The sequence below is a fragment of the Paenibacillus sp. LjRoot153 genome (genome assembly GCF_964253085.1).
Lineage (GTDB): Bacteria > Bacillota > Bacilli > Paenibacillales > NBRC-103111 > Paenibacillus_E.
Genome location: NZ_CAXUQH020000001.1, coordinates 4363693 through 4386308, shown reverse-complemented (window position 1 = coordinate 4386308; position 22616 = coordinate 4363693). Strand labels below are relative to the sequence as shown.

17 protein-coding genes and 1 other annotated feature are annotated in these 22616 nt (G+C 43.4%); of the genes, 11 read left to right on the top strand and 6 right to left on the bottom strand.

Annotated features, from left to right (window positions below; all coding sequences use genetic code 11):
• Positions 1-1212: a VWA domain-containing protein gene (locus tag ACSQ8P_RS18760; RefSeq protein ID WP_436236559.1), complete on the top strand. Its 1212-nt coding sequence runs from the start codon at positions 1-3 to the stop codon at positions 1210-1212.
• Between the two features lie 342 nt (positions 1213-1554).
• On the opposite strand, the gene ACSQ8P_RS18755 is transcribed toward ACSQ8P_RS18760, so the two are convergent.
• Positions 1555-2421, bottom strand: a complete 867-nt coding sequence (locus ACSQ8P_RS18755; RefSeq protein ID WP_436236558.1) for an AraC family transcriptional regulator — start codon at positions 2419-2421, stop codon at positions 1555-1557.
• 108 nt (positions 2422-2529) lie between these two features.
• Between ACSQ8P_RS18755 and ACSQ8P_RS18750 the strand changes: the two genes are divergently transcribed.
• From ACSQ8P_RS18750 to ACSQ8P_RS18740, 3 genes are all read left to right on the top strand, one after another.
• Positions 2530-3531: a glycoside hydrolase family 130 protein gene (locus ACSQ8P_RS18750; RefSeq protein WP_436236557.1), complete on the top strand. Its 1002-nt coding sequence runs from the start codon at positions 2530-2532 to the stop codon at positions 3529-3531.
• A gap of 54 nt (positions 3532-3585) precedes the next feature.
• Positions 3586-3842 (top strand) — a binding site (T-box leader).
• A gap of 82 nt (positions 3843-3924) precedes the next feature.
• Positions 3925-7005, top strand: a complete 3081-nt coding sequence (ileS, locus tag ACSQ8P_RS18745; RefSeq protein ID WP_436236556.1) for an isoleucine--tRNA ligase — start codon at positions 3925-3927, stop codon at positions 7003-7005.
• A gap of 199 nt (positions 7006-7204) precedes the next feature.
• The gene (locus ACSQ8P_RS18740; protein ID WP_436236555.1) at positions 7205-7648 is read left to right on the top strand and encodes a cell wall hydrolase; all 444 of its coding nucleotides are present in this window, start codon (positions 7205-7207) and stop codon (positions 7646-7648) included.
• 61 nt (positions 7649-7709) lie between these two features.
• Here the strand turns inward: ACSQ8P_RS18740 and ACSQ8P_RS18735 are convergent, their stop codons facing one another.
• On the bottom strand, positions 7710-9095 hold the full coding sequence (locus tag ACSQ8P_RS18735) for a catalase (protein ID WP_436236554.1): 1386 nt from the start codon (positions 9093-9095) through the stop codon (positions 7710-7712).
• Positions 9096-9307: 212 nt separating this feature from the next.
• Between ACSQ8P_RS18735 and ACSQ8P_RS18730 the strand changes: the two genes are divergently transcribed.
• The 3 genes from ACSQ8P_RS18730 (at position 9308) to ACSQ8P_RS18720 (ending at position 11928) form a co-directional block, all read left to right on the top strand.
• On the top strand, positions 9308-10420 hold the full coding sequence (locus ACSQ8P_RS18730; protein ID WP_436239554.1) for an NAD(P)H-dependent flavin oxidoreductase: 1113 nt from the start codon (positions 9308-9310) through the stop codon (positions 10418-10420).
• A gap of 38 nt (positions 10421-10458) precedes the next feature.
• A complete protein-coding gene (locus ACSQ8P_RS18725) occupies positions 10459-11166 on the top strand; it encodes a DNA alkylation repair protein (RefSeq protein WP_436239553.1) in 708 nt (235 codons plus the stop codon).
• 153 nt (positions 11167-11319) lie between these two features.
• Positions 11320-11928 carry a class I SAM-dependent methyltransferase gene (locus ACSQ8P_RS18720; protein ID WP_436236553.1) on the top strand — a complete coding sequence of 203 codons (609 nt, stop codon included), beginning with the start codon at positions 11320-11322 and terminating at the stop codon, positions 11926-11928.
• A 22-nt stretch (positions 11929-11950) separates the two neighbouring features.
• On the opposite strand, the gene ACSQ8P_RS18715 is transcribed toward ACSQ8P_RS18720, so the two are convergent.
• From ACSQ8P_RS18715 to ACSQ8P_RS18700, 4 genes are all read right to left on the bottom strand, one after another.
• Positions 11951-13036, bottom strand: a complete 1086-nt coding sequence (locus tag ACSQ8P_RS18715) for a GerAB/ArcD/ProY family transporter (protein WP_436236552.1) — start codon at positions 13034-13036, stop codon at positions 11951-11953.
• A complete protein-coding gene (locus tag ACSQ8P_RS18710) occupies positions 13033-14211 on the bottom strand; it encodes a Ger(x)C family spore germination protein (protein ID WP_436236551.1) in 1179 nt (392 codons plus the stop codon). The genes ACSQ8P_RS18715 and ACSQ8P_RS18710 overlap by 4 nt, the downstream gene beginning before the upstream one ends.
• Entirely contained in the window at positions 14208-15800 is a 1593-nt protein-coding gene (locus ACSQ8P_RS18705) for a spore germination protein (RefSeq protein WP_436239552.1), read from the bottom strand. Before ACSQ8P_RS18705 ends, ACSQ8P_RS18710 begins: the two co-directional genes overlap by 4 nt.
• Positions 15801-15884: 84 nt before the next feature.
• On the bottom strand, positions 15885-17114 hold the full coding sequence (locus tag ACSQ8P_RS18700; protein WP_436236550.1) for an epoxide hydrolase family protein: 1230 nt from the start codon (positions 17112-17114) through the stop codon (positions 15885-15887).
• Positions 17115-17341: 227 nt separating this feature from the next.
• Between ACSQ8P_RS18700 and ACSQ8P_RS18695 the strand changes: the two genes are divergently transcribed.
• The 4 genes from ACSQ8P_RS18695 (at position 17342) to ACSQ8P_RS18680 (ending at position 22607) form a co-directional block, all read left to right on the top strand.
• Complete coding sequence (locus tag ACSQ8P_RS18695; RefSeq protein WP_436236549.1) at positions 17342-18076, top strand: MBL fold metallo-hydrolase; 735 nt, start codon at positions 17342-17344, stop codon at positions 18074-18076.
• Positions 18077-18092: 16 nt separating this feature from the next.
• Complete coding sequence (locus tag ACSQ8P_RS18690) at positions 18093-18623, top strand: DinB family protein (protein WP_436236548.1); 531 nt, start codon at positions 18093-18095, stop codon at positions 18621-18623.
• A 319-nt stretch (positions 18624-18942) separates the two neighbouring features.
• On the top strand, positions 18943-22110 hold the full coding sequence (locus ACSQ8P_RS18685) for an ATP-binding cassette domain-containing protein (RefSeq protein ID WP_436236547.1): 3168 nt from the start codon (positions 18943-18945) through the stop codon (positions 22108-22110).
• A 158-nt stretch (positions 22111-22268) separates the two neighbouring features.
• Entirely contained in the window at positions 22269-22607 is a 339-nt protein-coding gene (locus tag ACSQ8P_RS18680) for an ArsR/SmtB family transcription factor (RefSeq protein WP_436236546.1), read from the top strand.
• Positions 22608-22616: the final 9 nt, after the last annotated feature.

Here is a 22616-nt window from a genome sequence, read left to right as displayed (position 1 = left end):
ATGACAACGATCGATCAAGAGCAAATGAAGCGTTGGCGGTTGATTTTGGGCGCTGCTTCCGAAGAGAAGCTGCAGTCATACGGCGCAGGAGATGCTATGCTCGACGAAGAGTCACGACTCATGGACGAGGCGCTTGCTGCCATTTATGATGACACAGGCGGCGCCCATGTTGATGATGGAGCCCAGACCGGAAGTTCACGCAAAACAGCCGGACTGGGACCTTCGTCACCTAAGCTCGCCAAGTGGCTTGGTGATATCCGAACCTTTTTTCCACCCGATGTAGTTTCTGTTATACAGTCCGACGCCATCGAGCGCAAGGGCTTGAAACAGCTGCTATTTGAGCCGGAACTGCTTTCTCAAGTAAAGCCAGACATTCAGATGGTAGCAACATTAATGGCGCTCAAAGGGAAAATACCAGAGAAAACGAAAGATACCGCGAGGCAGCTCGTGAAAGCGGTTGTCGATGAAATCGTGAAACGACTTTCACAGGATTTGCGAAGAGCAGTTACTGGCGCGCTCAATCGCAGGCAGCATTCACCTCTGCCATCCGCAACGGGACTGGATTGGAACACAACCATCCGCAAGAATTTGAAAAACTACAACCAAGAACGGGGTCTTCTGCTGCCAGAGAAGGTGTATTTCTTCGACCGAGCAAGGCGGAGCAAAGAATGGACCGTCATCCTTGATATCGACCAGAGCGGTTCCATGGCGGGCTCAGTCATTTACGCCTCTATTATCGGTTCGATTTTCGCCAGTATGCCTGCATTGGATACCCGCGTGGTGGCATTTGACACAGAGGTTGTGGATTTAAGCGAGCAATGTGCAGCGGATCCTGTTGATATGTTGTTTGGCATTCAGCTTGGCGGGGGGACGGATATTAACAAATCCATCGCCTACTGCTCCTCTTTTATCGCAGAACCTAAGAAGACGTTGTTTATCTTGGTCTCGGATCTCTATGAAGGCGGCAACCGAACAGAGATGATGCAAAGATTGATCGACATGTACCAATCTGGTGTGAAAACAATCTGCTTACTCGCCTTAACGGACCAAGGCACTCCTTCTTACGACGATGTTGTCGCAAAAAAGCTGGCGCAGCAGGGCATTCCATGTTTTGGCTGCTCACCTGATAAACTGCCTGAGTTGATTGAAGGCGCTTTGAAAGGGCAAGACCTTTCCGTACTTGCCGAGCGTGTGAAGCAGGGGCAGAAGTAGTAGAATCTTTAGAGGTAGCGACAGTAACGACGATAATAGAGGTAGCAGAGGTATTAACAGGAAAATATACAGCTATTTCAGTGAAATTTCTTTGAAAACTCGATTTAACTGTAAAATATGTAGGTAAATTCAATATTTTAGTCCATTTTAGATAAAATAGGTAAAAATAACTACAGGTTATCCATCTATTCTATGTTTGTTCAGATAATTCGAATATTTAACTGTATAAAATCCATCTATCCATCAGGCGCATAAGAGATTTGAGTAATTCGCACATAATTCTGACATGTGCAAAAAATAACCGACCGAGCACCAGCTCAGTCGGTTATTTCTATTTCTGATTTATTTCAACTGCACCCTCATAGAGGATCTATACATGGTCGGAGAAATCTCCACAAGCTTTAGGAAATTACGACTAAAGCTGGCAAACGATTCGTAACCGACTTCAAAAGCGATATCCGTTACCTTCATTTCGGTCGTAGCTAACAAACTACAGGCGTGTCGAATCCGAGTTTCCTGAAGCAGAGATACGAAGGTCACGCCAAGATGTTGGGTTAAGATTTGCGTCACCCTGGAAGGATGACAATGGAAATGAGCGCCGATGAGCTCCAACGTGAGCGGGTCACGATAGCGAGTATGAATGTAGCGAAGTATTGCCCATGGTAATGCGGTTTTGGAAGGCAATACGGATATATTCGGCTGTACATCTGAGCTGCTCGGGTGAAGCCTGTGAAGAAACGCAAGTATGCGTTGGAGCTCTCCTTTCAAGAGAAGGGGCTGCCATATATCAGCGGATTGTTCATATTCACGGAGCATGCCTTGCAGGTTATGTCTTACGATCTCACATTGTTCAGCACTCAGGTCATAGTGAGTTAGAAACGGATTGTTATCCGAAAGGAGCAAGCGCTCCGCTGGATCCCCAAGCAGCTCTAAGCCAAACATACAGTTGAACAGAATGAGTGGACTACCGGGATTAGCCGTGATTTCGTGCACTTGATAAGGAAGCAGAAGGGTGAAGGTTCCAGGCTGCATAGTATGTATTTGTCCATTAACGGTTTCATATCCGTTGCCCTCAACAACCAAAGAGAATTCCAAGAAATCATGGCGATGACTAGGAAAATGCTGATCAACCCGATTAATCGATAAATGAAAGGGGAATGCCCCGATATTGGGATAATCCGATAATTGCTTATTGATGGGAAATGTCATGAGAATCACAGCCTATTCAAGAAATGAGAGGTTTGTTCAAGGATTGATAGGAAACCTGCGCACACCTATTGTAACCTATTGTTATACAAGATTGAAGGAGGAACTCTCATGACCTTAACCATTGGTTCATTAACATCAAGTTCTGTTATAACAAGACATCCTGCTAACCCTATCCTTACGGCAGATTCCGTTCCCTATCCTACAGCGCTTACATTCAACGCTGGTGTTACCAAATTCCAAGGCCAATATATCATGGTGTTCCGTAATGACCACGGCTCCGTCAATGATCAAACGTTAGAGCCTTCGCATACGACAGATTTAGGCCTTGCCTACAGCAAAGATGGCATTCATTGGGATGTACAGTCGAAACCATGTTGGAAGTTGTATGACGAGGAAATCACACGTGTTTACGACCCTCGACTAACGGTGATGGATGGTCGTGTTTACATGTGCTTCGCAGTCGATACGCGCCACGGTGTTAGAGGTGGGATCGCGGTAACAGATGATTTTGATAAGTTTGAAATTTTGTCCATGTCAGCACCAGACAATCGGAATATGGTACTGTTTCCTGAGAAAATTAACGGCAATTATGTACGTCTGGAACGTCCTTTCCCGGTGTACAGTCGTGGGAAAGATCAATTTGATATTTGGCTTTCGCAGTCGCCTGATCTCAAATACTGGGGAGAAACGGATCTCGTCTTAGGTGTTGAACATGTGCCGTATGCGAATGATAAAATTGGACCTGCCGCACCACCAATTCGGACGTCTAAGGGATGGTTAACGACGATCCATGCCGTTGATATCGATCCAAACCGTGGTAAAAATGGCTGGGAGCCGACGTGGAAAAAGCGTTATACAGCGGGAATTATGCTGCTTGATTTGGATAACCCGAAGAAGGTTATAGGACTTTATAAGGAGCCATTATTAGCACCCGAAGTTAACTATGAAACAGATGGGGGCTTCCGGAATGATGTCATTTTCCCGGGCGGCATGATTCTTGAAGATGATGGTGAAGTGAAAATCTACTACGGAGCAGCGGATACTGTTGAGTGTTTGGCAACAGCGCATGTGGATGACTTAGTGAAGTTATGTTTAGAAGGAAATGAATAACGCCTGTTGACATTTGCTGATGAAGATGTGAGAATGAGTTAACTGAATGTTCGAATAAATTCATTGACGAGAAAGAGTATAGGGAGCCCTTGTTCCACAGAGAGTTGGCGCACGCTGAGAGCCAATGTTCAAGACTTCGTAGAAAATCCTCTCCGAGAAGGAAAGCTGAAGCATGTGAGTAAGCTGACCCGGGTTCCAGCCGTTACTAAGGATGCGTATGATGGTACGTAGTTAGAGGTGTCGTAAGATTATGTTATTGATAATCTTTACGGAACTAGGGTGGTATCGCGAGATGAAATCTCGTCCCTTATGGGACGGGATTTTTGTGTTTTTCACACAACCTTTTCGTCAAGGAACGAACGTTACGTTGGATGAAATGAGAGGATGGGACCTATGAGAAAAGTGGATGTGAAAGAAAAGGCTAGGACGCGAGAACTCCGAGTTCTTGAACAGTGGAAACAGAATGACACATTTCGAAAATCGATTGAAAATAGAGAGGGACAACCCAACTTTGTTTTTTATGAAGGTCCCCCAACAGCGAACGGTGAGCCGCATATCGGGCATGTGCTGGGACGAGTAATCAAAGATTTCATCGGTCGCTACAAAACGATGTCAGGCTTCCGTGTCATACGCAAAGCAGGTTGGGATACACATGGGCTTCCTGTTGAGCTAGGCGTAGAGAAAAAGCTTGGTATTTCTGGCAAACAGGAAATCGAATCCTATGGGGTCGCCAAATTCGTGGAGGCGTGTAAGAGCAGCGTTTTCGAATATGAGAAGCAGTGGCGTGAAATGACCGAAGCGATCGCATACTGGACGGATATGGAGAATCCTTATGTCACACTAACCAATGATTATATCGAAAGTGTTTGGCACATTTTATCTACGATTCATGCGAAAGGGCATCTGTATAAAGGTCATCGTGTAAGCCCGTATTGCCCGGATTGTCAAACAACACTCAGCTCTCACGAAGTTGCCCAAGGTTATGAAGATGTGAAAGATTTAAGTGCCACTGTGAAATTTACAAGTAAGAACGCTGATGAACACTTTCTTGCATGGACGACTACCCCATGGACGTTGCCTGCCAATGTCGCTTTAGCTGTAAATAAAGATGTGGATTATGTCAAAGTCAAACAAAATGGTGAAGTCTACATTGTAGCAAGTAACCTTGTCAATACCGTCATCAAAGGAGAGTATGAGCTCCTATCTACACATAGAGGTTCTGAATTTGTGGGAACTCCTTATGTGGCACCATTTGATTATTTACAAGTAACGAAAGGACATATCGTCGTAGACGCGGACTATGTTAGCGACACTAGTGGGACGGGGATTGTCCATATTGCGCCAGCTCATGGGGAAGACGATTATCGCACAGTACGCCAGCATGAATTGGATTTCGTGAATGTTGTTGATGCGAGAGGTCGTTACGTCGATCAAATCTCCGATTTTGCCGGTCGATTTGTGAAGGATTGTGACATCGATATCGTTAAAAGCTTAGCTGAACGTGGTCTTTTGTTCACCAAGGAACGTTATGAGCATAGCTATCCATTTTGCTGGCGCTGTAAATCGCCGCTACTCTATTACGCGACGGAGAGTTGGTTCATCCAAACAACAGCTATTAAAGATCAGTTGATCGCGAACAACAGCCAAATCACTTGGTATCCTTCCCATTTGCGTGAAGGCCGGTTTGGGAAATTCTTAGAAGAGCTCGTTGATTGGAATATCAGCCGGAATCGCTATTGGGGTACGCCACTCAACGTTTGGATATGTGAAATCTGCAACGCAGAATATGCACCACACAGCCATAAGGACCTCCGTGATAAATCAATAGATCCGATCGAGGAAAGCCTTGAGCTGCATAAACCTTACGTGGATCAAGTGAAGTTGCGATGCGCTTGCGGCGGTTCGATGCATAGAACCTCGGAAGTCATTGACGTTTGGTTCGATAGCGGCTCCATGCCATTTGCCCAGTATCATCAGCCATTTGAACACAAGGAGCTGTTTCAAGAGCAGTATCCTGCCGATATGATCTGCGAGGGAATTGATCAGACGCGAGGCTGGTTTTTCAGCTTGTTGGCAGTCTCTACTCTATATAATGGGCAAATCCCATATAAAGCCGTCTTATCAACGGGGCATGTTCTGGATGAGAATGGACAAAAAATGTCTAAGAGCAAGGGCAACGGGATTGATCCTTGGGAAATCATTAACGAATTTGGCACAGACGCATTCCGTTGGGCATTGCTATCCGATAGTGCTCCTTGGAGCAGTAAGAGGTTCTCCAAGCAAATTGTCGCCGAGGCTAAATCTAAGGTTATTGACACGATCAACAACACGCATGCCTTCTATGCCTTGTATGCGCAAATTGATCAGTATCATCCAGATGATTATCCGCAAATAACCTCCGTGAATGTGTTGGATCGATGGATTTTATCTAGATTAAACAGCACTTTGCACAATGTAGTAAAAGGACTAGAATTCAACGATTTCTTGAATCCCGCGAAGCAAATGGAAGCTTTCGTAGATGAACTTAGCAATTGGTATATCAGACGTTCGCGAGATCGGTTCTGGGGAAGCGAATGGACCGAGGATAAACTAGCAGCTTATCAAACCTTACGTCATGTTCTGTTAACACTCGCACAACTGATTGCTCCCTATACGCCGCTCATTGCAGATGATCTATATGCTAATTTGGGAGGCAAGGGAAGTGTACATCTGACCGATTATCCGACAATGGATGAAACGTTGCACGATGTATCGTTAGAGAAAGACATGGAAACCGTGAGGCAAATCGTGGAATTGGCTCGCAATATCCGAAATGAAACAGGGATCAAAACCCGGATGCCGCTGTCGGAGTTATACGTTTCGTTTGACAGTGCGTGTAACATTGGAGGATTTGAAGACATCATCCAAGATGAGATCAATGTTAAATCGATCCAAATCGTAGCTAGTGATGTCGGATTTGTTCGCTTCACTTTCAAATTAAACTTGAAAGCAGCAGGTAAAAAGTTCGGGAAATTCGTGGGACCCGTGCAAGCCCAGTTGAAGCAGTTATCTACTCTAGAAGCTAAAGCAGTGGTAGACAATGGCTTCCTGGATGTAAACATCGAAGGTGAAGTCCTGCACATTCTGCTAGAGGATTTACTTATTGAAAAACAAGCGAATGAAGGTTACGCCTCGGCATCGGGTTACCAAATGACCGTTGCCTTAAACACAACCTTGACGGAAGAATTAGAACAGGAAGGCTTGGTTAGAGAGGTTATTCGTGCAATTCAAGATTATCGCAAAAAGATAGGACTCCCGATCGAGAAACGCGTCGATCTTGTTCTAGATGTAGATGTACAATTACAAACAGCTTTAGTACGATTTGACCATGTCTTACAAGAACATGTATTACTGAACAGTGTTCGATATGCTTCAGAGCCCAATATGGAAACCGTTTCGTATGGTGAAAGCAAGATCAGATTATTAATCCGGTAAAAGTACGAATAGGGCAGCTTAGAAGTGAATGGCGCAACAAATCGCAGGCACGATTCATTCTCTGGGAACAATGGATCCTACCTATTCGCTACGAGCGAAGAACAACCAGATTAAATTATCGTTTCGCGGTAAGTAAGTAACATTTCCACTTCACCTACAATATGATGGGTCTAGACATATACTCAATTGAGGTGAGCGAATGGCAGTCGTAAAAGCGAGAAAGCAGGATATTGACATGTTGGCAAGGTTGCTTCGAGCTGAAGCTGAGACCGAAGGCGAAACGGGTATGCTTCTTGTTGGAAATGTTGGCATTAATCGAATAAGAGCGAATTGCTCCGACTTTAAAAATCTCCGGACAATTCCCCAAATGATTAACCAGCCGCATGCGTTCGAAGCGTTGCAGCATGGCATGTATTATCAAAACGCAAGAGAAAGAGAGCGACGCTTAGCACAGAGAGCTGTGAATGGGGAGCGGCATTGGCCAGGTAAATTTTCGCTCTGGTATTTTCGACCGGGGACGTTCGACAAACCCGGACCGTGCCCGGAAACCTGGTATAATCAGCCGAAAGCAGGCCGCTACAAGAAGCACTGTTTTTATGAGCCGACCCCCAAAGAATGTCAAAATGTCTACAATACGTTTTAAAGATAACAACAGAATCGTTCTACGTGAAGAAAAGAGCTGCCAATTGACAGCTCTTTTCTCATTATCCTTTGTAATGGAACTGTATCCGTTGAGAAACCCTGTTGCCCATTTCTTGTGACGCTTGGAATAGATAATTAAGAACTATCCGTTGTGTCTCAGTGGATATACTAGATAGATCTGCAGCAAGATTCTGGACCAAATGTTCCTGTTGGATGGGTGAGAGGGAGTTATAATACTGTCCCGCTTGTGTGAAATTATCCGGATTAGGTATATCGGACCGAATGAGTCGGCCTTCAACAAATCTACCTTCGCCGCTGGTTTCAAGTGAACGGGGAGTCCAATTGTGCTGATGATTGATAGGGATCTTCCTGAAATCAGACCCCAAGCGATGCCGCTGTGAATCCCAGTATATATTCGTACGTCCCTGCAGCATTTTATCGTCCGATAATTCGGCGCCTTCCAATAGATTCGCTGGAGAAAAGGCGATTTTCTCGACTTGCTCCATATAGTTGTCTGGATTACGATTTAATACGAGACGGCCTACCGGCATCAACGGAAATTGTCTCTCATCCCAAACTTTGGTATCGTCTAGCGGATCATAGGGCAACTTAGCTCCATCGCCCGGGTCCATCAACTGAACATACAGCGCGTATTCGACCGTTTGGCCTGATGCCAGCGTATCAAAGAGGTCCTTACCGGCATAATCGGGATTTTCCCTAGCTAACTGAGCTGCTTCGCGGCTATCAATAACCTGTATACCTGCTAATGGGTACCAGTGGTATTTCACAAACGTATGGACGCCTTGCTCATTCCGCCAGACATAGGTGTTAACGCTATGACCTGGAATATGACGGAGACTCTTAACAGTTCCAGCATCCGAGTATAATTGGACAAGGAAATGAGTGGCTTCCGGCGCTCTGGCGATGAAACTCCAGAAGCGTTCAGGGTCGATCAAATTATTAACTGGCGATGGCAAAAAGGCCTTGATTGACTCTGGAAATCGAATAGCATCTCGAACAGAGAAGACAGGGATATGATTACATAACAAATCGAAAACGCCTTGCTCCGTATAAAACTTGGTGGAGAATCCGCGCACATTTCGGGACGTATCCGGTGTACCTTTATTACTTACAGCAAGGGAAAATCGGACCGTGACAGGGACTTGCTGGCCAGGTTTTTGCAGAAAGTGAAGCTTCGTATATGGAGTCATTGAATTCACGGTCTGAAAGTATCCAAAAGCGCCATACCCTTTCACGTGGACAGGTCTTTCAAGAATCTTGGTATGTATGAAGGTCTCTAAGGTTTCATGCAAAATACTATCTTGTTCTAATACAGGTCCTCGATCACCAACGGTTTGGGAATGAAATTCCGCTGGTGCGTCTCCTGACCATGAAGAAGAGCCGTTCGGACGGATAGGCTTTTGGGGTAATCCTCTGTTTTCTTCCATTATTCAACCTCCTGTACGCATCTCACTGATTTAGATCGTTATGCTGGTATTCGAACAATTATGCCAAAATTCATTAGGTAGATAATGAAGGTCATATTACAAGCTATTAGAATCAGCTCATGTTAAATGTTATTATTGAGGAAGTTGAGTTAGACAATTGGGGATGTTGCGGATTACTAGCACTTGAATACCGCAATCAGTCTTCCGTTAAAATGGATAGGAGGCAGAAGATCATTCATCTGAACACAGCACTTTGTCGCTTATTTGAAATTCGTTATCCCATCTTCCTAGCGGGTATGGCAGGTGGACCTGGAACGGTCAGCTTAACTGCTGCCGTATCGAACGCAGGCGGGTTGGGGACGCTAGGAGCCGCTTATATGGAGCCTGAAGCAATCCGTACTGGAATTCGGGACATTCGTAAGTTAACGAACGCACCCTTCGGCGTGAATTTATTTGTTACTGGAGCTAGTGATGACAATTCGAGAACGCCGGAAGTTCAGCAGGAACTTAATGTGATGAGAGCTAAACTCGGAATACCGCAAGTAGTGGCAGAAGATGTGAAGACACCCGAGCATTTTGAGCAACAATTCGCTGTTTTACTAGAAGAAAAAGTGCCGGTAATCAGTACGGCTTTTGGTGTGCTTCCACCTCATATGATGGAGCAAGCAAAAGCGGAGGGCATTCGAATTGTGACGATGGTGACTACCGTCGATGAAGCAATTCTTGCTGAACAAGCCGGATGTGACGCGATTGTGGCTCAGGGAAGTGAAGCTGGTGGTCACCGCGGGACATTCGATATTGCCAATCGTCCCATGGGCGCAAATATAGGCACAATGGCGTTGGTGCCGCAAATTGTTGCGCATGTTCAGGTCCCCGTTATTGCGGCAGGAGGGATTATGGATGGTCGTGGACTAGTAGCCGCACTGGTACTTGGAGCACAAGGGGTTCAAATGGGAACGCGATTCCTGACTTCGATTGAATCGGGAGCTCATATCGCGTATCAACACAAACTGCTCTCCAGTACCGAGGAGAGCACAGTGATCACGAATGTATTCTCTGGTCGACCTGCCAGAGGTATCCTGAACGAATTTATCAAAGTCTGGGATCAGCACGGGATTGATCCACTCCCGTTCCCGACTCAAAATACGGCGACAAGAGATATTCGAAATGCCGCGGCCAAACAAAGTAATTCTGATTATATGTCCTTGTGGTCAGGGCAGGGTTTGCGGATGTTGACTGCTGGCCAAAGTGCGGGGACTATCGTGCAGGATACCATCCAGCAGGCGCAAACGATTCTCACTCAAATCAAAAATTCTTGCGTATAAACCGTGTATAGGGAGGAGTCATTATGACGGCAACCATGATGAATGCAGAAATAGTTATGCAAGAGCTTGAAGCTCTCGGCAAGGAACGTATGAAGAAAATGTATATATCTAATGGCGCTCACGAACCCTTATTTGGCGTGGCAACTGGAGCGATGAAACCGCTCGCCAAGCAAATCAAAATCAACCAACCATTAGCTGAACAACTCTACGCGACAGGGAACTACGACGCCATGTATTTTGCCGGAATCATTGCAGATCCAAAAGGAATGACGGTAGCGGATTTTGATCGTTGGATCGATGCAGCGTATTTCTATATGTTGTCTGATTATGTCGTCGCTGTAACTTTGTCAGAAGCGGATATTGCGCAGGAAGTTGCGGATAAATGGATCGCTAGCGGCGAGGAGTTGAGAATGTCTGCTGGATGGAGTTGCTACTGTTGGCTTTTAGGAAATCGAAAAGACTCTGAATTTGACCAAAATAAATTATCCAATATGCTCGAATTGGTAATAAGTACGATTCACGCTGCACCCGAACGAGCCAAATATGCGATGAATAGTTTTATATACACGGTGGGGGTATCCTATACGCCGCTGCATGATAAGGCAATTGAAACCGCAAAAGCTGTAGGACCTGTTGAAGTTATACAGGACAAGACGAAAAGCAAATTTCTTCTCGCTTCGGAAACCATTCAAAAAGCCGTAGATAAAGGCCAAATTGGATTCAAACGCAAACATGTAAGGTGTTAGAAATAATAGGAACAAGTCCGTGTATATCGCGGGCTTTTTTTATTTTTGAACAGAATGACCGAATAGTCGTCTATTTAAGTGGGGATATTTACCAATCCAATGAGGGGATTTAGTCAAGTCTACGGACTATCAAGTATGGGAGTGAGAATAGCAATGGAAAACTATTGGAATCACAATACAGTATTTCATGATGAGTTAATTGCAGACGCTAAACTACGCGGAGGACGCGTGCTCGACATTGGGTGTGGTGACGGACTACTGCTTCAACGCCTCGCGCTATTCGTACAACACGTTATCGGTATCGACCCCGACGATACAGCTATTGAGCTTGCGCAAACGCGACTCACTGCGATCTCGAATGTGGCGCTCATTAACGGCGACTTCCTTGCTTTGCCAGTCCCTATCCAAGAAGAACGATATGCAAGTGTTATCTGTGTTGCGACTTTGCATCATATGGATTTGAGAAGCGCGCTGGAACAAATGCGGCAAGTACTCGCACCTGGCGGTCGACTCCTCATCATTGGTTTAGCAGATGACAAATCACTGATGGATATTGTTATCTCCGGGCTATTGCTTTTCCCCATCCGTATCATGGATCGACTTCACGGTGGGATGGGCAACCCCAATGTTCGAATTACGGCTCCAAAAGAATCCATAAAGGAGATTCGCCAAGTAGCACATGAGATACTTCCAGGGGCGAAGGTTCGACGACGCTTCTACTTCCGTTACTCACTTTCGTGGGATAAACCATTGGAGGAGTAAGTCGGCAGATTCGGACGATTGCTTATTGCTGCATGCTTTTCTTTCGAATGCTACCAATAATCCATAAAAGCATTGGAATCCCAATCAGATTAATTGGAAATATCACCCCTAGCCAGAACTTCGCATAATTCATGGAGTCGTTCGTGTTTCGCGGCAGCAGGGAAATTACAAATACAATAGGCGCAATCCACCATATAGCATGTTTCCATTTTTTCATATGAAATAATTGCGCGGTACCATAACTGGTTATGAAAAGATAAAGGGAAAGTTTAATGAAAATACCAATGATCCATAATAAAACAGCCAAAACATCAACGTTTTGGATAAAATCCATGACTGAAATATAGGACATAGCGGAATAGAGGGGATAAATAAATTTAGCCGGTAAATTTGGACCAAAGACCAGAATCACAACCAATACCATGACAAGAACGGCGAATGAAGCGGCTGCAACTCCGAATAAAGACGAAATCATGGCTCGATGGGGTTTAGACATAAAGGCAATTAACATGACCACCATAAAGGATTCTCCTAGGAAGGATGCAGGAATTAAGCTTCCTTTGACAATAGGCAGAATACCCGAGTTCGCATACACCGGCAGTATGTTCAACCAGTCCCAATCCTTCATACTAAATATAATGATGATTATACAACCTAATGCACTTATAGGACCGATGATTTCACCGCAACGACCGATACTTCTAAGACCTCCGCTATAGGTGACATATACGATAGCACCTAACATGATGAGAATTACAATCCAAAGCGGTGTTGAACTAAATAAGGCAAGGTAAACAAAATCCGCATACTCTCTAAGTATGATTCCGGAAACGGATAGCCACATCAATAAGTATGAAAGTAGTATGATTTTTCCTAGCCACTTTCCAAGTATCGTTTGTGTATATTGAATAAAGGTTTGCTCGGGGTAAAGGAGGCTTAATTTGACGGCAACAAATGTCGTAAATAAACAAATCAGAGTTGCGAGAATCATTGAAATCCAAACATCTTGTTTGGCAAGAAATACAGGGGTGGAGATCGTAAAAAGAGCAGTCATCCCAAATTCCATTGAGAAAATCAGCCAAAATAGTTGATATCCGGAGATTTTCATTTCGTAATCTCACTTTCTTTCAATTGGAGTGATGGACCAACTAAACCAATGTATTTTAGCTTTATTTTTACATTTACTTTCACTTCTATGCCTGGAAAAATAGTATCCCATTGCCCCTTTAATTGATTCCATTCACTGGGATGCTGGCGATTCAAGGTTTGATTGAAACCAAATACATCCGTACCAAATTGTTTTTGAACTTTCGTGATCATATCTAGTACATGCTCACTAGTTTTCATATTGATTGTATGCTGAACAAGTTTCAGATTTTTCTGCTGACTAAGGTCCAAATTCGTATTGTTCTCACCGACATGTCCCATTCCAGTTAGTTCTAACTCTATCTTCACCTTGTTATTCGGTAATACACTGCTCTTAATTCTACTTCCAAACTTGGTAATAATGACCCCCACATTCCCATTTGCTTCGGGAATAGCTTCGACGATGTCAAAGTAAGAAATTCGTCTGCGAATCCACTGCCGATAAGCACCTTCTACAAAATTTAAATAACCAACTAATTTATAATCGTGGCTAAAAATAGCGCGACCATAGAATCGGATCGTTTTTTGTGGGGAGGTCCCCTGTACGATGTCTACAACAGGCAAAGTGGGGCAGCTTCCTTCGGTACTTGCGGCCATCATAAAATCGAGATATGACGTACCGGTTGTACCGCCTACCGCTTTATGTATTTTGACAGATGCGACGGACGGAATTTTCTCAAGCGGATAGGGCACTTGTAAAGCTTCCAAGCCTGAATTTCCCTTGACCACCCATATGTCTAATCGAATTCGATTGCCAGGATCGCGAGAAAACGCATCCAACATATCTTTGATGCCATTTTTCGCGAGATCCTCTCCGATGTAATAATTGTGTCGATGCCCTCGGGTAATGATACGAGAAAGCTTTTGCCGCGTTTTTTGAATAGCTTCAATCATACTTTTACCGCTGCCAGACTCAATAAAGAAAGGTTTATCACCACCGCTTCCGCCTGCTGAGCCTAAGCCTATTCTGGAAGGTACAATGAATTGGCCAGCTGTTAAATATGTGCCATCTTTATTAAGATCAGCCGATGCAGCAAGATTGAACGCTCTGTCTGAAAGCTCCTCACGGTCCCAACACCCTGTAGTGAGAGGGATAAAAAGCAGCAAAATAAAGCGCGTTGTCAAGCGAACTTTCATTTCACTTCATCTCCTTGGTTCCCGTTTCGTCTTTGACTTTTGCGAATTCGCATTTTAGTTGTAGTTGAACCGGACATGGGTAAGCCTTTCATACTCCACATCGGCGCGCGGATTAAAACATCTTTTAATTCAGTCTTCGTTAGTGGAGCTATCGGACTTAAATAAGGGATGCCAAATGACTCCAGATTCGTAAGATGAATGAGCAGGAAGACAGAGGCCATGGTAACGCCGTATAATCCTAGGACCCCTGAACAAATGAGCATAGGAAAGCGTAGCATTCGAAATGGCATTCCCATGCTGTATCTTGGGGTGATAAGAGAGGCAATTCCTGTCAGAGAAACTACAATGACCATCGGAGCAGAAACAATCCCTGCCTGTACCGCTGCTTGTCCAATTACTAGAGCTCCAACGATGCTGACTGCTGAACCGACTGGCCTCGGCATTCGAATGCCAGCTTCGCGTAAACCTTCAAATAAAAATTCCATCAGCAAAGCCTCTACGACAGCTGGAAAGGGCACCCCTTCACGAGCAGATGTGATACTGAGCAAAAAATTAGTGGGTAACAATTGTGGATGAAACGTTGTGATGGCTACATAAATAGAAGGTAAGAACGTGGAAGTAATAATCAACAGCATGCGTAACCAACGGATCAGAGTAGCGTATATAAATCGCTCGTAATAATCATCGGCGGACTGAAATGCGTTCCATAAGGTACAGGGAACAATAAGTACAAAAGGTGTACCATCAATGAAAATCGCAACTTTTCTTTCTGCGAGACAGGCGGCTACAATATCAGGGCGTTCGGTGTTCTGCACTTGTGGGAATAAGGTGAAAGGGTGGTCTTCAATAAACTCCTCAATAAAATTCCCGCTAAGCACGGTATCAATTTCAATTTGACCGATTCGTTTACGAACCTCATCGATAATAGATTCCAGTGCAATGCCTTCAATGTAAGCAATAACAATCGTGGTTTTGGAGAGATTACCAACAGTCATGGACTCCATTTTTAGCTTAGGGCTATGAATTTTTCTGCGAAGAAGGGTTGTATTCACAGAAATGGTTTCTGTAAAGCCCTCCCTAGGCCCATGAAGAGTAGTCTCACCTGTTGGTTCTTCAATTGCTCGTTTCTCAAAACCTGCCAGATCAGCAATTACAGCTTGGTCTATTCCTTCTGACAGGATGACTACACTTGCGGATAAAATACCTTGAACAATATCGTCCATTGTCTTTGTTGTCTTTGTTTTGGCGATGGAAACTAGCTGTTGTTCGAGTATCCAATCTACTGGATTCAATTCCTCTAAACCTGGTGGCGGACTTTCTAGCATCCAGGGTTTTAGCAAATTGCTATCTAATGATTTGGTATCCACCAATCCATCCAAATATACGAATAATACTTGGATTTTCCCGAAAATTTGTATTTGTCGAAACACAATATCATAACAATTTTTGAATATATGTCTGATGTTGCTTTCATTCGTCTCTAAAGATTTGCTAATTGCTTCACCTAGTACATTTTCAGGAGATGTCCGGTTTGAATTTGAGTTTTGTGCAGTAGATATGGCCTTCCATCTCCTTAAGAACGTTTGCATCACAATGAGCAGGGGATTATTCGCACGATTATCAGTATCTTCCCTTAAACCATATCGGATTATGCATATTATGGAAAAGGTGCATTAGCGCAGCGACTTGAATCCCGCACGGAGTTCTGCAGCGAAGAGTTCTGGCTGTTCCCAGGCAGCAAAGTGTCCACGTCCACCTTTGTCGACCTTGTTGTAGTAGATTAAATTAGGGTACGCCATTTTACTCCAACTCAGTGGAGATTGATAGAGCTCATAAGGAAACACACTCACGGCTACGGGAATGGAGACACCTTTGACAGCAAAGAAGGAGAGCTTGTTCTCCCAATACAGACGCGCAGAAGAAATTGCAGTTTGGGTCAGCCAGTAAAGCGTAATGTTGTCAAGGACATCGTCTCGTGTAAGACCTACGGGATATCCGTCAAATGCTTGTGTAATCAGCTCCAAACTACACGCATCATGATCAATCAAAAAAGCAGCCAAACCGATTGGCGAGTCTACCAATCCAGTCAGCGTCTGCGGGCGTGTACCCATGATTTGTGCATAGGCGCTGTGCTTATACACGTAACTCAATTGCTTGCATGCACGCATCTCGTCGTCTGAGAGACCAGAGGGAAGTGGATTCCCGGCTTGAATCGCATTATCAATAGATGGGGGGACCACGCCAGGCATATTCGTGTGCATGCCAATCAGCCCCGGAGGCGACTGCACAGCCATCATATCGGTGACTACCGCACCCCAGTCGCCGCCCTGTGCTACGTACCTTGTGTAGCCAAGTCGCTTCATCAGCACTACCCAGGCACGTGCGATTCGGATGGTGTCCCAACCTGTCGTAGTTGGCTTGCCTGAAAACCCGTAGCCAGGCAGCGAGGGAATGACCAAATGGAACGCGTCCGATGCCTTTGCACCATATGCTGTTGGATTCGTAAGTGGTTCGACAATCTTCATCAGCTCGATGATCGAGCCAGACCATCCGTGTGTGATGATGAGTGGCAAAGCATCTTCGTGCTTCGAACGAACGTGCATGAAATGAATGTCCAGACCATCGATATGGGTAAAGAATTGAGGTAATGCGTTCAGCTTAGCCTCACACTTGCGCCAATCGTAACCCGTTGCCCAGTATCGTGCGAGCTTTTGAATTGTTGATAGTTGTACACCTTGAGATGCATCTGCGACTGTTTCTTTCTCAGGCCATTTTGTCGCGTTTATGCGACAACGCAATTGAGTAAGTTCCATTTCCGGAAATTTCACATGGAACGGCCCTCGAATGGTGTTTTTGTCTGCAGGATGCTCAAAACGTTGTTGTCTTGTGTCATTTTGTGTCATTTTGTACTCCCTTTGAATCAGTTTGGATAATTGGGATGAATAGTTAGCGCTGTGTATGACACCATATTCATGCATTATTCTAATCGTGCCTAGGTTCATAGGTGGTGTTTCGGAAATTTAGCTGAAATAAATCTAAGCAGGAAAACACTTTGTGCTTATCGAACAAATGGACTGATGAGGAGTTGCTACTTTGATGCAGCTCCATTTTCTTGGGAGGGAGCATCCGAATGAAAATAAGAGTCATTGGTAGATGGGGCGCTTATCCAAAGCGTGGAGAAGCAACTGCAGGGTTTCTTTTAGAAATAGGCAATCACAAAATCTTGCTCGATTGTGGAAGTGGTGTATTGTCCGCCTTACAGAATTTCATTGAACTAAATGAATTAACAACCGTATTTCTTTCACACAATCATTTTGATCATATGGCAGACTTAGGTTGTCTTCAGTATGCTTGTTTAATTGATATGGATTTAAAACAAAGGAATAACCCCTTGAGGCTACTAATTTCTAAGGAAAATAAAGAAGAATGGACTATACCTGCAATGAAAGGCACCTTTGAAAAAGGGGTAAATCAAAGTACCATCATGACTTTTGAGGATGGCTTTACATTGACTTTTTTTCAAACCAACCATGATGTTTATTGCTTAGGCGTGAGAGTTGCCTATGAAGGAAAAGCATTGGTTTATACGGCGGATACACGATACGATGAAACACTCGTCCCTTATTTGAAAGATGCGGATTTGCTTATCACAGAAGCTTCATTCTATGCTAACTTCGATGCGGCTCAGTATGGTCATATGAATTCATCTGAAGCTGGGAAGCTAGCATCAAAAGCAGGAGTAAAGAAACTACTTCTAACACACTTGCCTCACTTCGGAGATATTCAGTTATTAAGGGAAGAAGCGGCATTGATGTTTAAGGGTGAAGTCGTTTTAGCTGAATGCGGCTTACAAGTCGTTATTTAGAAGAAGGAGGATACGCATGTTAAATTTGAATCAAATTTATCTGATTACGGACATACCTGGTTATACGCCGCAAATTAGCCGTTTATTGTCGATGATGAACTATGTCAGGCATACGACGTTAGAATCCGTGAAAAATCTTACCGTACATGAATTGGATTTTCTATTTGATGAGGAAAGCAACTCAATTGGCGCCTTGTTAATGCATTTCGCGGCAGTAGAATACGCTTATCAAGTGGAAACCTTTGAGAAAAGAGAATTGAATGACGAAGACATGGCGATATGGGGTCCCGCTGTGAATCTAGGTGCAGAAGGGCGAGAAAAGATTAAAGGAAAAGATCTGGACTACTATGTACATATCCTAAATGAAATCAGAAATCGTACTTTCGAATTGTTCAAAACAGTTGATGATGATTGGTTATACCAAGAGGAAGAATTCTGGTATAAGAAACAGGCGAATCACTATTTTATGTGGTTTCACGTGTTTGAAGATGAAATCAATCATAGAGGTCAGATCAGTATGATCAAGAAGAGACTAATCCGCGTATAAGGCGGATTTTTATTAACAGGACACCAAATGGTGACATATAATTAAATGGACACTAAAAGGTGTTGTGTTGGAACTAAGTATGGCTGGACAAACTGGAGCGACGAGCTAAAAAAATTGTTGGCACAATAAAATCATAGATATAAATATAAACCGGCTGCCTATTGTGTGCAGCCGGTTTATATTTACTACTGATGAACAGTTAGGAACCACTTGCTTACGAAAGTAGCCGCGGGCACATAACCATACAGTAGTTGCATGACAATACGGCTTGTGTGCTAATATGGAATCAATAAGTGTAACCAATAGAGAGGATGTACACATGCAAATCCATCAATTAATTTCGAACAATATTAATAAATTAGATGCAACCATACCAGTAGATAAATCGTTAGGTATTGCTGGTTTATCTGGATCTGGTAAAACAACTTTTTGTCAGACGATTGGGGAAGAAGCCAAGAAACGTCTAGTTTCATTATTACCAAAAGCTGAATATCAATATTTATTTCCTGAGATTATGGAAACGAATTTCAGTGCCATCAAGATGGAGGAAATGCCCCTAGTCCTTTTTCTGGGAAAATCATCGATTTCATCCAATCCTCGTTCAACCATTGGCACACATACGGGCGTTTTCAAAGAGATCCGTGATCGAATGGCTGAACAATTCAATCTTTCTCCAGAAGTCTTTTCGTTTAATAATGCTTTAGGGTGGTGCCCTGATTGCAAAGGGCGCAGCACGACACAAAATGTCGAATGTTCGAAGTGTAAAGGGAAGCGCTATAGTACAGAAGTTGAGCAGTATAAGTTGGAACTAATGAATCAACCACATAGCATCTCCGATATCAATAACTTAAGCATCGAAACGATCCTTTCGCTTGCAGAAGAATTACATATTAGTGAAGCCAAGCAACATATTCTTCAAAATTTGATCAATATGAATATTGGTTACTTAACATTAAATCGTATTATGGGGACGCTATCAGGTGGCGAATTAACACGGCATTACTTGGCTGAATTCATGGCTACCAGTGAAAATACCGTCATTATTATTGATGAAATCTCTGTTGGTCTTGACCATGAAACGCTTTTGAAAATTCTAGAACAAATTAAACAATTAGGCTACAAGAATCAAATTTGGCTCATCGATCATTCAGATACGGTGCTGGATACAACAGATGAGCAATTATTCTTTGGGCCGGGCAGTGGGAAATATGGCGGGAAAATTGTCGAAGAATCACCTCGTCCTAAACCAGTTCTTTGGGAACAAAACCAGGCAGATCCAACTGACTATTATCAGTTTCTTGACCTGTACTGTCGGAATATTCAAATGGCTGAAATTCAAATTCCCAAGAATAGACTTGTAACCTTCACTGGCGAGTCAGGATGCGGTAAATCAACACTTGTGAATGAGTGTATGTCCAAAGATTTTCAGAAACGATATCCCAAAGATAAATTGGTCATGGTTGGGCAAGATCGTAACCAATCGATTACGAGCCGGTCAACGGTTGCAACTTTCCTTGATATCAAGAAGAAGCTCACCAAATATAACGAAGATTCTGAGGATGATATTTTCCAACGTTCGATCGAAGATATTATTGAAGAACTGCCGAACGAAGACATCGCTCGTAAACGATTGAGCTTATTAAATAAACTTGGACTTGGCTATCTGACATTAGAAAGAAAAACACAATCGTTGTCAACGGGTGAATTTCAATGTGTTCATTTAGTATCGGAGTTGTTCGCGAATTCAAGAAACCCACATACGTTGTTTATTTTTGACGAACCTTCCAAAGGTTTATCGCAAAATATTTTAAACCAATTCATCGATAGCGTTAGGGTCATTCTAGAAGATGAATCGGTATCAATCCTGATGATTGAACATAATGCTTATATGCTGGAAAGCTCTGATTTTATCGTTGATTTTGGCAAAAGACGGCCTGAACCGATTGGGCATCTTAATGTTGTCCCTCATGATGAGTACTATCGTCTAAAAAATAGGGAAGATCATTCAGCCCCTTTGCATATTTCTTCCGCTCTTAAGCAACAAAGAGGTATTCAATACGTACAAGAAAATCAGATCGACTATTTTAAAAATGCTGAAAACATCTATAAAGGCGGTATTTTAAAAAGCTTATCTTCCATGGCTCGCTTGATCTATGGGGAATACGAATCCGACAAAATTGCACCTGTGATCGCGATTGATCTTGAACGACACCTGTATAGTCAATATAGTTTTCTCTATGAAATCGGTGGTCTGATCAACCATATTGTGGCTGCTCACCCGACTAATAAAGATACAAGAAGCTTCGATTTCTATTATCAAGATAATCATTGTCCTTGTTGCTCTGGTCGTCGTGTCATTGAAAGATTCAATATGGATGTTCTCATTCAAGATAAAACAGTACCATTTTGGGATGGCTTATTACTTCCCGAAGTGATGGATGTCTTGAAATATTATCAGCATGCTAAGTTGCACTTCCTTTTCGAAGAGATAAAGAATGAACTCGGTCACGATATAAGTAAAAGCTATAACGAAATGACAGAAGCAGAAAAGAATACATTCTTATATGGATATTGGGAAAAGTCATTTTATGATAAAGCTGGGAAGGCTTCGAGAACCTGGGAGGGCTTTAATCTCATCCTTGGGCGTTATATGGTTATTTCGAAAAACCTTACAATTAAAGAGGCAATGAAAGCTTCTAGAGAAATGATTACCTGCCCAGTATGTCATGGAACCGTGTTAAACCATCATAAAAAATTGAAATTTAATGGCTCTGATATCCGTGAGATTATTCAGCAACCACTTGATCAAGTCATTCAAACCGTAGGCATGGTGCCAGAACTCGAGAAATTAAAATCAATTGTTGGCGGTGACCTCGCACTTTCGGAAGATGTCTCCTTACTGCCTAGGGAAACGCAAGTTGCCCTTAAAATGTACGAGCTAGAGCTTGCTAGTTTTGTGGGCTATGAAGTGGTTTTACAAAATGCAGTACCTTTCTGGGACAAGATTAAAGGTAATCTGGATGCGATCAGCAGCAAAAACTTGATAACCATCTGTGATTTTGCCGATATTACGGAAACCAGAGAAACCATTATTGATAAGTATTTCACCATTGGTAAGTATAAAAAATTAACTTATGTCTATGAAGCATTTGGTTACAATAAGATTGTTACCCAAATTAATAAGATCAAAGCAAGTCATCCGTGCCCATTCTGTGGCGGTAAGAGGGTCATTTCAGAAGATGGACTCCATGATGGCGTACAGAAATTGTCGGTTCCTTGTGTGAGCTGTTATGTGAGTGGCATCAATGATGAGGGACGCAAGGAAATCGTTGACGGCGTAACTGTGCAAACATGGCTTACTGGCAAAGTAAGTGATGTTGTTGATAAAAGCAAAGTGAACGAGTCCGTTGCAGATATACCGATCTACAATCGTATTCGTGAATTGAACAAACAAGATATGATGGCTGTTTATCATAGCTTGAAGTGACTATGAAGCGCTGACCTTCGGGTTAGCGCATTTCTTTTATTATCAATATTCACTTGCAGGAATATTCCCCATGTGGTATATTAAAATCAGCAAGATACAGTGCCTCCAAACATGAACGAGAAACACATGCAATTACAGCAAGAGGACGGATGATGACCATGAATTCTAACATCATGAGTGCATTGGCAGAGCCTAACCGCATGAGAATTGTTGATCTTTTGCGCGAACGGCCACTCACAGTAGGGGAAATCGCAGAACGGCTTCAACTGCGTCAGCCTCAAGTTTCCAAGCATTTGCGCATACTTAGTGAAGCTGCCATTGTTGAGGTGAAGGTGGACGCAAATCGCCGTATCTACAAGCTGCTGCCAGATCCTTTCCGAGAGCTAAACGATTGGCTGGAGAGCTACCGCGTCATCTGGGAGGAGCGATACAACCGTCTAGATGACTATTTACAGACACTTCAGGGCAAGAATGTGCGGAAAGAACACCAAGACTAACCTTTCAGG

Excerpts from the sequence above, each read along its gene's own strand:
- ACSQ8P_RS18680 (WP_436236546.1), top strand. The coding sequence starts at position 22,269 with ATGAATTCTAACATCATGAGTGCATTGGCAGAGCCTAACCGCATGAGA.
- ACSQ8P_RS18710 (WP_436236551.1), bottom strand. The coding sequence starts at position 14,211 with ATGAAAGTTCGCTTGACAACGCGCTTTATTTTGCTGCTTTTTATCCCT.
- ACSQ8P_RS18755 (WP_436236558.1), bottom strand. The coding sequence starts at position 2,421 with ATGACATTTCCCATCAATAAGCAATTATCGGATTATCCCAATATCGGG.
- ACSQ8P_RS18725 (WP_436239553.1), top strand. The coding sequence starts at position 10,459 with ATGAATGCAGAAATAGTTATGCAAGAGCTTGAAGCTCTCGGCAAGGAA.
- ACSQ8P_RS18705 (WP_436239552.1), bottom strand. The coding sequence starts at position 15,800 with ATGCAAACGTTCTTAAGGAGATGGAAGGCCATATCTACTGCACAAAAC.
- ACSQ8P_RS18690 (WP_436236548.1), top strand. The coding sequence starts at position 18,093 with ATGTTAAATTTGAATCAAATTTATCTGATTACGGACATACCTGGTTAT.
- ACSQ8P_RS18720 (WP_436236553.1), top strand. The coding sequence starts at position 11,320 with ATGGAAAACTATTGGAATCACAATACAGTATTTCATGATGAGTTAATT.
- ACSQ8P_RS18685 (WP_436236547.1), top strand. The coding sequence starts at position 18,943 with ATGCAAATCCATCAATTAATTTCGAACAATATTAATAAATTAGATGCA.
- ACSQ8P_RS18750 (WP_436236557.1), top strand. The coding sequence starts at position 2,530 with ATGACCTTAACCATTGGTTCATTAACATCAAGTTCTGTTATAACAAGA.
- ACSQ8P_RS18695 (WP_436236549.1), top strand. The coding sequence starts at position 17,342 with ATGAAAATAAGAGTCATTGGTAGATGGGGCGCTTATCCAAAGCGTGGA.
- ACSQ8P_RS18700 (WP_436236550.1), bottom strand. The coding sequence starts at position 17,114 with ATGACACAAAATGACACAAGACAACAACGTTTTGAGCATCCTGCAGAC.
- ileS (WP_436236556.1), top strand. The coding sequence starts at position 3,925 with ATGAGAAAAGTGGATGTGAAAGAAAAGGCTAGGACGCGAGAACTCCGA.
- ACSQ8P_RS18730 (WP_436239554.1), top strand. The coding sequence starts at position 9,308 with ATGGATAGGAGGCAGAAGATCATTCATCTGAACACAGCACTTTGTCGC.
- ACSQ8P_RS18735 (WP_436236554.1), bottom strand. The coding sequence starts at position 9,095 with ATGGAAGAAAACAGAGGATTACCCCAAAAGCCTATCCGTCCGAACGGC.
- ACSQ8P_RS18740 (WP_436236555.1), top strand. The coding sequence starts at position 7,205 with ATGGCAGTCGTAAAAGCGAGAAAGCAGGATATTGACATGTTGGCAAGG.
- ACSQ8P_RS18715 (WP_436236552.1), bottom strand. The coding sequence starts at position 13,036 with ATGAAAATCTCCGGATATCAACTATTTTGGCTGATTTTCTCAATGGAA.
- ACSQ8P_RS18760 (WP_436236559.1), top strand. The coding sequence starts at position 1 with ATGACAACGATCGATCAAGAGCAAATGAAGCGTTGGCGGTTGATTTTG.